12 protein-coding genes are annotated in these 13,056 nt (G+C 67.1%); 1 reads left to right on the top strand and 11 read right to left on the bottom strand.

Annotated features, from left to right (window positions below):
* Positions 1 to 21 precede the first annotated feature (21 nt).
* From rapZ to ACZZZF_RS00880, 9 genes are read right to left on the bottom strand one after another with little or no spacing between them, the layout of a single operon-like run.
* Complete coding sequence (gene rapZ, locus ACZZZF_RS00920) at positions 22 to 894, bottom strand: RNase adapter RapZ (protein WP_053096659.1); 873 nt, start codon at positions 892 to 894, stop codon at positions 22 to 24.
* A 30-nt stretch (positions 895 to 924) separates the two neighbouring features.
* Positions 925 to 2,838 carry an excinuclease ABC subunit UvrC gene (gene uvrC, locus ACZZZF_RS00915; protein WP_463496698.1) on the bottom strand — a complete coding sequence of 638 codons (1,914 nt, stop codon included), beginning with the start codon at positions 2,836 to 2,838 and terminating at the stop codon, positions 925 to 927.
* Complete coding sequence (uvrA, locus tag ACZZZF_RS00910; RefSeq protein ID WP_053096663.1) at positions 2,838 to 5,726, bottom strand: excinuclease ABC subunit UvrA; 2,889 nt, start codon at positions 5,724 to 5,726, stop codon at positions 2,838 to 2,840. The genes uvrC and uvrA overlap by 1 nt, the downstream gene beginning before the upstream one ends.
* Positions 5,727 to 5,784: 58 nt before the next feature.
* On the bottom strand, positions 5,785 to 6,315 hold the full coding sequence (locus ACZZZF_RS00905; RefSeq protein ID WP_150115084.1) for a hypothetical protein: 531 nt from the start codon (positions 6,313 to 6,315) through the stop codon (positions 5,785 to 5,787).
* Positions 6,312 to 7,571: a DUF58 domain-containing protein gene (locus tag ACZZZF_RS00900; protein WP_463496696.1), complete on the bottom strand. Its 1,260-nt coding sequence runs from the start codon at positions 7,569 to 7,571 to the stop codon at positions 6,312 to 6,314. The genes ACZZZF_RS00905 and ACZZZF_RS00900 overlap by 4 nt, the downstream gene beginning before the upstream one ends.
* On the bottom strand, positions 7,568 to 8,533 hold the full coding sequence (locus ACZZZF_RS00895; protein WP_056278936.1) for an AAA family ATPase: 966 nt from the start codon (positions 8,531 to 8,533) through the stop codon (positions 7,568 to 7,570). Before ACZZZF_RS00895 ends, ACZZZF_RS00900 begins: the two co-directional genes overlap by 4 nt.
* Before the next feature lie 10 nt (positions 8,534 to 8,543).
* A complete protein-coding gene (locus tag ACZZZF_RS00890) occupies positions 8,544 to 9,071 on the bottom strand; it encodes a hypothetical protein (RefSeq protein WP_463496695.1) in 528 nt (175 codons plus the stop codon).
* Positions 9,068 to 9,799 (bottom strand): DUF4129 domain-containing protein, encoded by a 732-nt coding sequence (locus ACZZZF_RS00885; RefSeq protein ID WP_463496693.1) that lies wholly within the window; start codon positions 9,797 to 9,799, stop codon positions 9,068 to 9,070. The genes ACZZZF_RS00890 and ACZZZF_RS00885 overlap by 4 nt, the downstream gene beginning before the upstream one ends.
* Before the next feature lie 20 nt (positions 9,800 to 9,819).
* Positions 9,820 to 10,263 (bottom strand): MarR family winged helix-turn-helix transcriptional regulator, encoded by a 444-nt coding sequence (locus ACZZZF_RS00880; protein WP_053096674.1) that lies wholly within the window; start codon positions 10,261 to 10,263, stop codon positions 9,820 to 9,822.
* A 45-nt stretch (positions 10,264 to 10,308) separates the two neighbouring features.
* Here ACZZZF_RS00880 and ACZZZF_RS00875 point away from each other — a divergent pair, with 45 nt between their 5' ends.
* On the top strand, positions 10,309 to 10,551 hold the full coding sequence (locus tag ACZZZF_RS00875; protein WP_053096676.1) for a hypothetical protein: 243 nt from the start codon (positions 10,309 to 10,311) through the stop codon (positions 10,549 to 10,551).
* A gap of 59 nt (positions 10,552 to 10,610) precedes the next feature.
* Here ACZZZF_RS00875 and ACZZZF_RS00870 read toward each other — a convergent pair whose 3' ends face one another.
* Positions 10,611 to 10,943: a TfoX/Sxy family protein gene (locus ACZZZF_RS00870; RefSeq protein WP_463496691.1), complete on the bottom strand. Its 333-nt coding sequence runs from the start codon at positions 10,941 to 10,943 to the stop codon at positions 10,611 to 10,613.
* Between the two features lie 19 nt (positions 10,944 to 10,962).
* Positions 10,963 to 13,035, bottom strand: coding sequence for an excinuclease ABC subunit UvrB (gene uvrB, locus ACZZZF_RS00865; RefSeq protein ID WP_053096678.1), 2,073 nt, complete (start codon positions 13,033 to 13,035; stop codon positions 10,963 to 10,965).
* Positions 13,036 to 13,056: the final 21 nt, after the last annotated feature.

The raw sequence follows: 13,056 nt of genomic DNA, 5'->3' as shown, positions 1-13,056 counted from the left end.
CTACTCTGACGGAGGCTCTTGCTATTCCCTGCCGAGGTCCCGGTGACGCACGTTGACGGCCACTCCCGGCACGGAGGCGAGCCGACGGGCCAGCTCCTCCGCCATGGCCACGGAGCGGTGCTTTCCGCCGGTGCAGCCGATCGCGACGGTCGAATGGCTCTTGTTCTCGCGCTGATACCCCTCGAGCACCGGAGTGAGTGCCGCCGAATACGAATCGAGGAACTCGGCGGCGCCCTCGCGTGACAGCACGTAGTCCCTGACGGACTCGTCCTGACCGGTCAGGCCCCGCAGCTCTTCGTTCCAGAACGGGTTCGGGAGGAAGCGCATATCCGCGACCAGGTCGACGTCGGTCGGGAGACCGTACTTGAAACCGAAGCTCATGAGCGTCACACGATGCCTCGCTGCGCCCGCTTCCGAGAAGAGGTCGGAGACCTGGGTGGCGAGCTGATGGATGTTGAGTGCGGAGGTGTCGACCACGAGATCGGCCGATTCGCGGATCGGCGCCAGTCGCTGGCGCTCGACGCGGATGCCGTCGAGCAGAGTGCCGTCCCCCTGCAGCGGGTGGGGTCGGCGAACCGCCTCGAACCGACGCACGAGCACATCGTCCGACGCGTCCAGGAACAGCACGCGGACGGAACCACGCGATCTCAGCGCCCTCGCGACGCCCGGGAAGTCGTCGAAGAGGTTGCGCCCGCGAACGTCGACCACCGCTGCGACCTTCGGTAGAGCGTCACCGCCCATGTCCGTGAGGTCGAGCAGCGGTCGGAGGATCTGCGGCGGCAGGTTGTCGACCACGTACCAGCCGAGGTCCTCGAGTGCGTTGGCTACCGTCGTGCGCCCTGCGCCCGACATGCCCGTGACGATGAGGAACTCGCCTTTGTCCCCGTCAGTCATGGTTACTCCTTCTCCCCCGCTGGCTCCAGCCTAGCGAGTGGAGAGATGCGTATGGATGTTCTGTGCGAGGACAGGACCGATCCCCTGCACCTCCTGGATCGCCTCCAGAGGCGCGGAGCGCAGCGCGGTGACGGAGCCGAAGTGCTTCAGGAGGACCTTGATCCTCGAGGAGCCGAGGCCTGGCACCTCGGCCAGGATCGACGTGATGTCGTTCTTGCGTCGTTTGCGTTGGTGCGTGATCGCGAACCGGTGGGCCTCGTCTCTCAGCCGCTGCAGCAGGTAGAGCGACTCGCTGGTGCGCGGCAGGATCACCGGGAAGTCCTCCGCCGGGAGCCAGATCTCCTCGAGCCGTTTGGCGATGCCGCACACGGCGATCTCGGTGTGCCCGGCGTCACGCAGTGCACGTGCCGCCGCTTCGACCTGGGGCTGTCCACCGTCGACCAGCAGCAGCTGAGGCGGATAGGCGAAGCGCGGTTTGCGCTTGACCTCCACGACGACGTCCTCGGACTCGTCTCCCGCCTCCACGGGGACCGCTGCGGATGCGGGCTCATCGATCTCTTCCGGACGATCGAGGTAGGCGAGTCGACGACGCAGCACCTGGTACATCGAGTCCGTATCGTCGGTGGTCTCGGCGATGTTGAACGACCGGTACTGGTCTTTGCGGGGAAGTCCATCTTCGAAGACCACCATCGAGGCGACGACGTTCGTGCCACCGAGGTGCGAGATGTCGAAGCACTCGATGCGAAGCGGCGCCTCCGACATCCCCAACGCCTCCTGCAGATCGGTCAGAGCCTGGGTTCGTGCGACGTAGTCGCTCGTACGACGGGTCTTGTACCTGATCAGGGCCTGCTGCGCGTTGAGGGTCGCCGTGCGCATGAGATCAGCGCGTTGCCCCCGTTGGGCGATGGCGATCTCGACCTTCTTGCCTCGCCGCTCGCGCAGCCAGACCTCGAGCTCGGCCGCGTCGTCGGGAAGGGTCGGCACGATGATCCGCCGGGGCACATCCTGCGCATCGCCGTACGCGCGCTGCAGCACCTGGTCGACGAGATCGGCTGTCGAGATGTCGATCTCCTTCTCGATCGTCATCGCGCGAACACCGCGGACGCGCCCGCCGCGGATCACGAAGTGCTGCACGGCGGCAGCCAGCTCGTCTTCCGCGATGCCGAAGAGGTCGGCATCCTCGTCGGTCGCGAGCACGAGCGCGCTCTTGCCGAGCACGGCCTCGATCGCGGTGAGCTTGTCACGGTATCTGGCGGCGGCCTCGTAATCCATCGCGGCCGACGCCGCCAGCATCCGCTTGGTCAGCTCTCGGGTGAAGCGCTCATCGCCGCCCGCCATGAAGGCGACGAAGTCATCGACCATGGCACGGTGCTCCTCGATCGTCACCGTCATCGAGCACGGCCCGCCGCACTTGCCGATCTGCCCAGGAAAGCACGGCCGGCCGGTCTGCATCGCGCGTTTGTAGCTGGAGTCGCTGCAGGTGCGGATCGGGAATGCCTTGACCATCAGGTCGATCGTCTCGTGCACCGCCCAGACCTTGGGATAAGGACCGAAGTATCGGGCACCGGGAATCTTGCGGTTCCTGGTCACGATCACGCGCGGCGCCTCATCACCCAGGGTCACGGCCATGAACGGGTAGGACTTGTCGTCCTTGTAGCGGACGTTGAAGGGCGGATCGAACTCCTTGATCCACATGTACTCCAGCTGAAGCGAGTCCACGTCCGTCGAGACGACGGTCCACTCGACGGACGACGCCGTGGTGACCATGCGCCGCGTGCGTTCGTGGAGCGTGCGCAGCGGAGCGAAGTAGTTCGACAGTCGCTGGCGCAGGTTCTTGGCCTTGCCGACGTACAGCACGCGTCCATCAGCATCGCGGAAGCGGTACACGCCGGGGTTGGTGGGGATCTCACCAGCCCGCGGCTTGTACGGCAGGACGTCGGCCATCAGCTGGCCTTCCGCGCAGAGCGCCCCTCACCCAGGATCTCGGCGAGGAACTGACCCGTGTGGCTGTCCTCGACTCGCGCGATCTGCTCGGGAGTGCCGGTCGCCAGGATCTCGCCGCCGCCCGAGCCGCCCTCGGGCCCGAGGTCGATCACCCAGTCCGCGGACTTGATCACATCGAGGTTGTGCTCGATGACGATCACCGTGTTGCCCTTGTCGACGAGTCCGTTCAGTACCTCGAGGAGCTTGCGCACGTCTTCGAAGTGCAGACCGGTGGTCGGCTCGTCGAGGACGTAGATGCTGCGACCGTTGCTGCGCCGCTGGAGCTCGGTGGCCAACTTGACGCGCTGAGCCTCGCCGCCGGAGAGAGTCGTCGCCGACTGACCGAGGCGCACATACCCGAGCCCGACGTCGACGAGGGTCTTCATGTAGCGGTGGATCGCCTGAATGGGCTCGAAGAACTCGGCCGCTTCCGCGATCGGCATCTCGAGGACCTCGGCGATGTTCTTGCCCTTGTAGTGCACCGACAGCGTGTCGCGGTTGTAGCGCTTGCCGTGGCAGACCTCGCAGTCGACGTACACGTCGGGCAGGAAGTTCATCTCGATCTTGATCGTGCCGTCGCCCGAGCACGCCTCGCAGCGACCGCCCTTGACGTTGAAGCTGAATCGCCCTGGCTGATAGCCACGGACCTTCGCCTCGGGGGTCTCGCTGAACAGCGAGCGGATGCGGTCGAACACGCCGGTGTAGGTGGCCGGGTTGGACCGCGGCGTGCGGCCGATCGGTGCCTGATCGACGTGCACGACCTTGTCGAGGTTGTCGAGCCCTGACACACGCGTGTGCTTTCCGGGAACCGTGCGGGCGCCGTTGAGCCGCGAGGCCAGCACCTGGTACAGGATGTCGTTGACGAGCGACGACTTGCCCGAACCCGACACGCCGGTCACCGCCGTGAGAACGCCCAGCGGGAAGTTCACGCTGACGTTCTTGAGGTTGTTCTCGCGGGCGCCGACCACGCTCAGCATGCGTTTCTTGTCGAGCTTGCGACGCTTCGCCGGAGTGGGGATCTCGCGCGCACCCGAGAGGTATTCGCCCGTCATCGAGTTCGGCTCGTTCAACAGAGCCGAATACGGACCGGAATGCACGACCTCTCCACCGTTCACGCCGGCACCCGGTCCGATGTCGACGACCCAGTCAGCGGCTTCGATCGTCTCTTCGTCGTGCTCGACGACGATGAGCGTGTTCCCGAGGTCGCGAAGTTTCAGAAGGGTGTCGATCAGACGACGATTGTCACGCTGGTGCAGACCGATCGACGGCTCGTCGAGGACGTAGAGGACGCCGGTGAGCCCGGAGCCGATCTGCGTCGCCAGCCGGATGCGCTGCGCTTCTCCACCGGAGAGCGACCCGGCGGACCGGCTGAGGTTGAGGTAGGAGAGCCCGACCTGCAGGAGGAAGTCGAGTCGCAGGCGGATCTCACGTAGCACCTGAGCCGCGATCTTCGCCTCACGATCGGTGAGGGTGAGGGTCTCCATGAACGACCGCGCGTCGGCAAGGCTCAGGTGCGACACCTCGGCGATCGAATGCCCGTGCACCTGCACCGCGAGCACCTCGGGCTTGAGTCGGTTGCCGTCGCACACCGGGCAGGGGACCTCGCGGAGGTACTCGCCCCAGCGCGAGCGCTGCGTGTCGGACTCGGCCTGGGCGTACTGCCGCTCGATGTACGGCACGACGCCTTCGAACCCCGATGCATAGCGCATCTCGCGCCCATAGCGGTTCTTGAACTTGACGGTGACCTTGTAGTTGTCGCCGCGCAGGATCGCGTCCTGAACGTCGACGCGCAGATCCTGCCACGGGGTGTCGAGAGAGAAGTTGAGGTCGTCGGCCAATCCCTCGAGCAGCCGCTCGTAGTACTGGAAGAGTCCCTTGCCCTGAGTGGTCCACGGGATGATCGCGCCCTCGCGGATGGAGAGCTCCTCGTCGCCGAGCATCAGGTCGATGTCGACGGACATGCGGGTGCCGAGACCCGAGCAGGCCGGACAGGCACCGAAGGGCGCGTTGAACGAGAACGTGCGTGGTTCGATCTCGGTGAGGGTGAGCGCGTGGCCGTTCGGGCAGGCGAGCTTCTCGGAGAAGGACTGCCACGCGTCGTCGCCCTCTGCGTCGACGTAGTTGATCTGCACCACGCCGCCGGCGAGCCCGAGCGCGGTTTCGACCGAGTCCGTGACTCGGCCGAGGATGTCGTCTGCCGCGACGAGGCGGTCGACGACGACGGCGATGTCATGCTTGTAGCTCTTCTTGAGCGTGGGCGGCTCGGCGAGCTGGATGAGGTCGCCGTCGACGATCGCGCGCGAATAGCCCTTGGCCCCCAGCTCGCGGAACAGGTCGACGAACTCGCCCTTCTTCTGCGAGACGATGGGCGCGACGATCTGGTAGCGGGTGCGCTCGGGCAGCTCCATGAGCTGGTCGGCGATCTGCTGGACGGTCTGACGTTGGATGCGCGCACCGCACTCGGGGCAGTGCGGAATCCCGATCCGCGCCCACAGCAGACGCATGTAGTCGTAGATCTCGGTGATGGTTCCGACCGTGGACCGCGGGTTGCGGTTGGTCGACTTCTGGTCGATCGACACCGCAGGGCTGAGGCCCTCGATGAAGTCGACGTCCGGTCGGTCGACCTGACCGAGGAACTGACGCGCGTAGGCGCTCAGCGACTCGACGTAGCGACGCTGTCCTTCAGCGAAGATCGTGTCGAAGGCCAGACTGGACTTTCCCGATCCGGACAGGCCGGTGAACACGACGAGGGAGTCGCGTGGGATGTCGATGTCGACGTTCTTGAGATTGTGTACGCGGGCACCGCGGACACTGAGTTTTCCTGGGGTTGCAACCGGGACGATAGGCACTGATCAAGTCTACGAGTGGCCACCGACATTGGCTCCGTGAGGGCTCACAGGGAAGCGATCAGTGCTCTCGAGTACCGCGGTTCGCCCGCGTGAGCAGGGTCGCGACGAGTGCGACCACGGCTCCGGCCCCGGCGACAGCGGCCCAGGGCACTGTCGGCAGCGACGCGGGGGTGTCGATGCGCATGACCACCATGACGGCCACGGTGATCGGCTGGGCGATCACCTGCACGACGATCAGCCTCACCAGGCTCGGACGGAGGGCGGTCACGATCACGCGGGAGCCGGCCGGGATCACGAGGGAGAGCGACATGAGGACATGGATCACCTGCACCGCGAGCACAGCGATCATCGCGCGCCCGACGTCGGGCTCCGAGATCAGCATCCCGATCACGAGGCATCCGATCGACCCCCAGGCCGCGAAAGTCTGCGGAAGAGCGGCGGCGATGATCGCCAGGACGACTGCCGCCACCTGCCATCCGAGCAACGGGCACAGCATGGCAGCACCCGCGGCGACGGCGACGACGAGCGCGCCCCTCACGACGAGTCCCGGGACGGAAGGACCCGTCCGTAGCGTGTCGTTCGCTCTCATCGCCCGGCCCTCGCGATCGCACGCATCGCCGAGGACGGGTCCGAGGCCCACGAGACCACGTCGACTCCGGCGCCGTGGAGATCCGCGAACACGTTCCCCCTCTCTGCGAGCACGGTGCGCAAGCCGATCAGCTGCGCACGGGTGAGCCGAGCACGGTCGAGCGGAGGGAGGACATCGACGGCGACGACTCTGTGGCCGCTGGCCCTCCACATCAGCGCGGTCCGAGCGGCGGCGCCCTCGAAGAAGGTCGACAGCACGAAGACCACCGAGCCGTGCGGCACGGGAGGAGTGCGACGGAAAGTCGCGTCGTCTCTCGCCTGGCCCGTCGCGGCGATGGCCGCCACGACCCGTGCCAGGTGCCTCGAGCCGCCGCCGCTCCTCAACGACCGGCCGCCGTGCACGAGCACGTGAAGTGCGACGCGGTCGCCCTCGCCTATGGCCGAGTCGGCGATGGCTCGCGCAGCCTCCCTCGCGAGGTCGAGGGAGGTCACGCCGCTGCGTTCGCGGTCGCCGCTCCCCCACGAGGCGACGACCTCACCCAGATCCTCAGACGTGTCCATGGCGACCACGACCGACGAGTCGCTGAGCGTATTGGTCCGACGGACCAGCAGATCGCCTGGCCGGCGGGACATCCGCGCCGTCGCCCGCCAGTCCACGCGGCGGAGTTCGTCGCCGGGCGCGAAGGGGTGGATGTCCCGGAAGTCACCGCCCTGACCCGCCCGACGCCCCTCGTGCGCGCCATGCGACCCCGTCAGTCGTCGCGGCAGCGGGAGCGCGTCGAATGATCGGCGGGGCGGGGCCACCTGACGCCTGATGGCGGCGAGGTCCGACGTCGACGAGAGCGCCGCTCCCTCGAAGGAGAACCCCCTCGCTGCCGCCTGGACCGGGATCGTCGGACCGGAGTGCAGGACCTTGCTCCGCGCAGTGAATGTGAAGCCACCGCCGGGCACGATCACGCGTCTGCTGCGACGCTCCGACTGCACCACCACCACCTCGACGGCATCCGCATCGCTGTCCACCGCGATCGACGTGAGCAGCTCGCCATCGCGCCCGGGCACCGCGTCGATCGCGATCTTCGTCACCGCGCCGGATGTGCCCCGCGCGATCGCGAGACCGCTCCAGATGGCCAGAGGAAGCCCCATCGCCACCACGTCGGGTCTTCCTGCGAGAAGGCCGACCGCGGCGAGCAGGACAGCGCCTCCGATCGCCACGGACAACACAGGACCGCGACGCCCCGCGTCGGGTCCGTCCGTCATCCGAGCACTCCGACGGTCGGCGGAACAGCCACCTGTCCGACGACCGAGCGCACCACATCGGATGCCGACGCGCCCTGGGCCCACGCCTGAGGTGTGAGCGTGAGACGATGCGCCAGCACGGGCACGGCGATCCGCTTGATGTCGTCCGGACGGACGAAGTCGCGGCCATCCAGAGCCGCGAGCGCTCGTCCCAGCAGCAGCAGCCCCAGAGAACCCCGCGGCGACGCACCGACCTCGACGTTCGCCGCGGTCCGGGTGGCGCGTGCGATCTCGACGCAGTAGCGCGAGATGTCCGGGTCGACGTGGATGGCCTCGACGGCCTCCTGCAGGGAGATGAGCTGAGCGGCGTCGATGACCGGAGCGATGTGAGCAGCCTCCTGGCGCCTGCTCACGCGGTTCTCCAGGATGCGGGCCTCGCTCTCCGCCGCCGGATAGCCGACGGACAGCCGCACCATGAACCTGTCGAGCTGTGCCTCGGGCAGCGCGTACGTGCCCTCGTACTCGATCGGATTCGACGTCGCGATCACATGGAATGGCGCGGGCAGGGCGAAGCTGTTGCCCTCGACGGTCACCTGGCGCTCCGCCATCGCCTCGAGCATCGCCGACTGCGTCTTCGGCGTGGTCCTGTTGATCTCGTCGGCGAGCAGCAGTCCGGTGAAGATCGGCCCCGGCCGGAAGACGAAGTCCCCCGAGTCCGGTGCGTAGACGTACGACCCCGTGACATCGCCGGGCAGCATGTCCGGAGTGCACTGCAAGCGCCGGAACGACAGCCCCAGCGCCGAGGCGAGGCTGCGCGCGGCGAGCGTCTTCCCCAGGCCCGGCACATCCTCGAACAGCACGTGACCGCCGGCGAGGATCGAGGCGAGAGCGATCTCGACCGGGTCGTCCATGCCCACGACGACTGTTCGCACGGCGGCCAGGATCCGGGCTCCGGTGGCGGCGATCTCTGCGGGGCTCGTCATGGCATCTCCTTCATGGACGCGGCGGCGAGGGCCGCCCGTGGTCGGGGGTCGGTACGTGCAACCGGGGTGACGGTTCGTCCGGCGAGGTGGGATCAAGTCGATCGATCGCGTCCAGCGCCCTCTCGACGTCGACGATCGTCGTCTCCGGTCCCGTCAGGCGCTCCCAGACTCCCGGGTCGATCAGCCGCGGGAGTCGGTCGCGGTGGGCAGGGTCATCCGGATCCGCTCCGTGGCGCATCAGGCGCTGACGCAGGATCACCCCGACACGGCGAGTGATCTGCGCTCCCGCGATGCCGGTGTGTGTGTTCAGTGCCCACGCCATGCGAGAGATCTCGGTAGGTCGTCGATCCGGATCCACGTCTATGCGCGGCGCGTCGAACCCCGGCTCGAGCGGCATCGCGAGCTGCGCGAGCAGACCGACCGCACCGATCAGGAGACCCCATGCGATCACGAACGGCCAGGTGAAGCCGAAGCCGAGGAGCGCCAGAGCGACGAGGACCGCCGCCCCCGCTGCGACCAGCGTTCTGCGGACAGTCACCGCCACACCTCCTCGATGCGTCGCAGGGCCTCTCTCGCCGAGGCCCGGTCGCCCTCGTCGGCCGACCCGGCTCCGAATCGGACGCTCTCGTAGAGACGCAGCAGCGACGCGGCGTCCCCGGCCACCCCGGGCCGCAGAGTGATGATCCGCACCACGAACTCGCCGGGAGTCTCGGTCGCCGCTCGCTTCACCCCTGCGTCTGCGGCACTCTCTTCGAGGCCGATCCACGCGGCGACGATGGCATCAGACGCTCGGGTGCGCTCGTCTATCCGCATGAGCGCCCCGGCGATCCCGCGCTGCATCACAGCGACGGCGATCTCGGGTTCCGGCGCCGAGGTGAGGTGATCGACCTCGGATGCGACCGCCGCCGCGTCACGACGGCCCAGCGGGCGATCCCGCCACGCTCGCAGCAGGGCTCTCGCGGCGATCACGAGGAGCGCGATGAGCCCCGCAGCGACCAGCGCCATGAGGATCACGGCGAGCGTCTGAACGACCGCGGCGGCGGTGGAGTCGATCTCCATCGGCTCGGGAACCCCGGTGGCACCCGGATCACTGGACGGCAGCGGCTCCGCTGTCCCCCGAGGAATCGGCGCGGCGGGGCGGAACGTCGGCGCGCCCTGGATCGCCGCAGCGATCATGGCCACGACGAAGAGTCCCACGACGAGAGTCGAGAGGACCATGCGATCGACGCTCCGGCGCGCAAGACGCGTCTGGGGTTCGCTCGGCATGCCCACACCCTACGGTGCGGTCACTCCATGGCGGGGCGGCGACCCGCGAATGCCGACAACCCGTCGCGCAGTGTGGCTACCTGCTCGAGATCCATCCCCACGGCGGCCATCACCTGTCGAGGAACGTCGAGAGCGCGATCTCGCAGAGCTCGACCCGTGTCCGTGAGGGTGATGTCGAGACGGCGCTCGTCCTCGACGCTGCGTTGTCTGGCGACCAGCCCGTCGGCTTCCAGACGCTTCACCAGGGGAGACGCCGTCGCCGGCTCGAGAGCGAGGTCAGCCGCAAGATCGTTCAAGGGACGCGGAGCACGCTCCCAGAGCGCCAGCATCACGAGATACTGCGGATGCGTGAGCCCGAGCGGCTCGAGGATCGGCCGGTAGATCGCCACGACGTTGCGCGCTGCGGTCACCAGGGCGAAGCAGAGCTGATTGTCGAGTTTGAGCAGGTCGTCCGATGCGGTCACGGCTTCGAATATACATTGACCCTAATAGTTAGTACACTAAGCAACATGGCCAGTTCTGACGATCGACCTCCGCTCCGCACTCGGATTCGCGAGGCCGGAGGACTGTACGCGTGGATCAACTCGAATCTGATCCGCTTCGCGGGCCCCGCCTCCGTCGGCCCCTACGAGAAGACTCCCCCGCCGAGCCCGTCCGAGCGGGCAGAGCGCGCCTGCCCGTTGTGCGGTGCACCGATGAGCGAGCACGAGATCGACCGTTCAGGTCCGAAGACCCTCGTTCACTGCCCCTGACAGGGGATCTCACCCGTCGGCTGAGACTCGCCCTCGCGCGTCAGCTGAGACTCTCGCTCTCAGTCGTAGCGCTGCGCGTCTTGGCGTGCGACGTCGAGCCACGAGGCGAGATCATCGTCGTCGACGAGCACGCTCGGCGACACATCGAGCCAGCTGGTGCCCATCGTCCGCGCGCCCATGACCGCGACCGCCACCCCGGGGCGGGTGATCAGCGAGTCACCGTGCTCGCCATCGACCCGGACGAGCAGAACCCCGCCCGCGCGCGCTCCGACGAGGATGTGCCCATCGAGGAGAAAGGCGCGCGTGCCGAACATGCGCTTCTCCTCGACGTCCTCATCGAGTGTGAGGATCGCTCGCACTCGATCGGCGAGCTCCTCGCCCGCTGCATCCATCCTGGTGCCTCCGGGCTTCTCAGGCGTGGCCGGCCTTCTCCATCGCGCGCAGTTCCTTCTTCATGTCCTGCACCTCGTCGCGCAACCGCCCGGCGAGCTCGAACTTGAGCTCGGCGGCAGCCGCGAGCATCTGATCCGAGAGGTCCTGGATCACCGCTTCGAGCTGCTGAGCTCCTTCTGCGGCGATGCCGGTGCGCCGCAGGTTCGGCGTCGGCGACTTGCCCTTGCCGGTCGCTCTCCCGCGCCCGGACATCATCTCAGCGGTGTCGGCGCCCTCACGCGCGAGCACCTCGGTGATGTCGGCGATCCGTTTACGCAGCGGCTGAGGGTCGATACCGTTCTCGAGGTTGTACGCGACCTGCTTCTCGCGGCGGCGATCGGTCTCTTCGATCGCCTTCGCCATCGAGTCGGTGATCTTGTCGGCGTACATGTGCACTTCGCCGGAGACGTTTCGCGCCGCGCGACCGATCGTCTGGATGAGCGAGGTGCCTGACCGGAGGAAGCCTTCCTTGTCGGCGTCGAGGATCGCGACGAGGGACACCTCAGGCAGGTCGAGCCCCTCTCGGAGCAGGTTGATTCCCACGAGGACGTCGTACACCCCGGCACGCAGTTCACTGAGCAGCTCGACCCGTCGCAGAGTGTCCACGTCCGAGTGCAGGTATCGCACGCGTACGCCGTGCTCGCCGAGGAAGTCCGTGAGCTCCTCGGACATCTTCTTCGTGAGTGTCGTGACGAGCACACGCTCGTCGCGTTCGACCCGAAGCCGGATCTCCTCGAGGAGGTCGTCGATCTGCCCCTTCGACGGCTTCACGATGATGTGCGGGTCGACGAGTCCGGTCGGGCGGATGATCTGCTCGACCACGCCGTCGGCGATCCCCATCTCGTACTTGCCCGGTGTCGCAGAGAGATAGACGGTCTGTCCGATTCGGTTCTTGAACTCGTCCCAGCGCAGCGGCCGGTTGTCCATCGCGCTCGGAAGCCGGAAGCCGTGCTCGACGAGCGTGCGCTTGCGAGAGGCGTCGCCCTCGTACATCGCACCGATCTGCGGCACCGTCACGTGCGACTCGTCGATCACGAGCATGAAATCGTCAGGGAAGAAGTCGAGCAGCGTGTGCGGCGGCTCGCCCGGCTGGCGCCCGTCCATGTGCCGGGAGTAGTTCTCGATGCCCGAGCAGAACCCGAGCTGCTGCAGCATCTCGAGGTCGAACGTGGTGCGCATCCTCAGGCGCTGGGCCTCGAGGAGCTTTCCCTGACGCTCGAACTCCTTGAGCCGCTCTTCGAGCTCGTGCTCGATCGTGCCGATGGAGCGCTGGATCACGTCGGTGCCGGCGACGTAGTGCGAGGCGGGGAAGATCGGCACGGAGTCGAGCTTCTCGATCACCTCTCCGGTGAGCGGATGCAGCGAATAGAGCGCTTCGATCTCATCGCCGAACAGCTCGATGCGGATCGCGTGCTCCTCGTATACGGGGATGATCTCGATGGTGTCTCCCCGCACGCGGAAGTTGCCTCGGGAGAAGTCGACGTCATTCCGGTTGTACTGCATCGAGATGAACTGTCGGATCAGCGCGTCCCGGTCGTAGCGCTCCCCCACCTGGAGCGCGACCATCGCCCGGAGGTACTCCTCTGGCGCACCGAGACCGTAGATGCAGGAGACCGTCGAGACCACGATCACATCCCGACGGCTCAGCAGCGAGTTGGTCGTCGAGTGGCGGAGACGCTCGACCTCGGAGTTGATCGACGAGTCCTTCTCGATGAAGGTGTCCGTCTGCGGGACGTACGCCTCCGGCTGGTAGTAGTCGTAGTAGGAGACGAAGTACTCGACGGCGTTGTTCGGCATCAGCTCGCGGAACTCGTTGGCGAGCTGCGCGGCGAGAGTCTTGTTGTGCGCGAGGACGAGCGTCGGACGCTGCACCTGCTCGACCAGCCAGGCGGTCGTCGCGGACTTTCCGGTACCCGTGGCACCGAGCAGGACGATGTCTGTCTCGCCGGCATTGATGCGCGACGCGAGCTCGGCGATGGCCTTCGGCTGGTCGCCGGCGGGCGCGTATTCGCTGATGACCTCGAAAGGACGGACGCTGCGCGTGGTTTGCATACCTCCAGCGTATGCCGGGCC

It is taken from the genome of Microbacterium sp. AC215, assembly GCF_979258645.1.
This window is presented reverse-complemented; position numbering and strand designations above follow the sequence as displayed.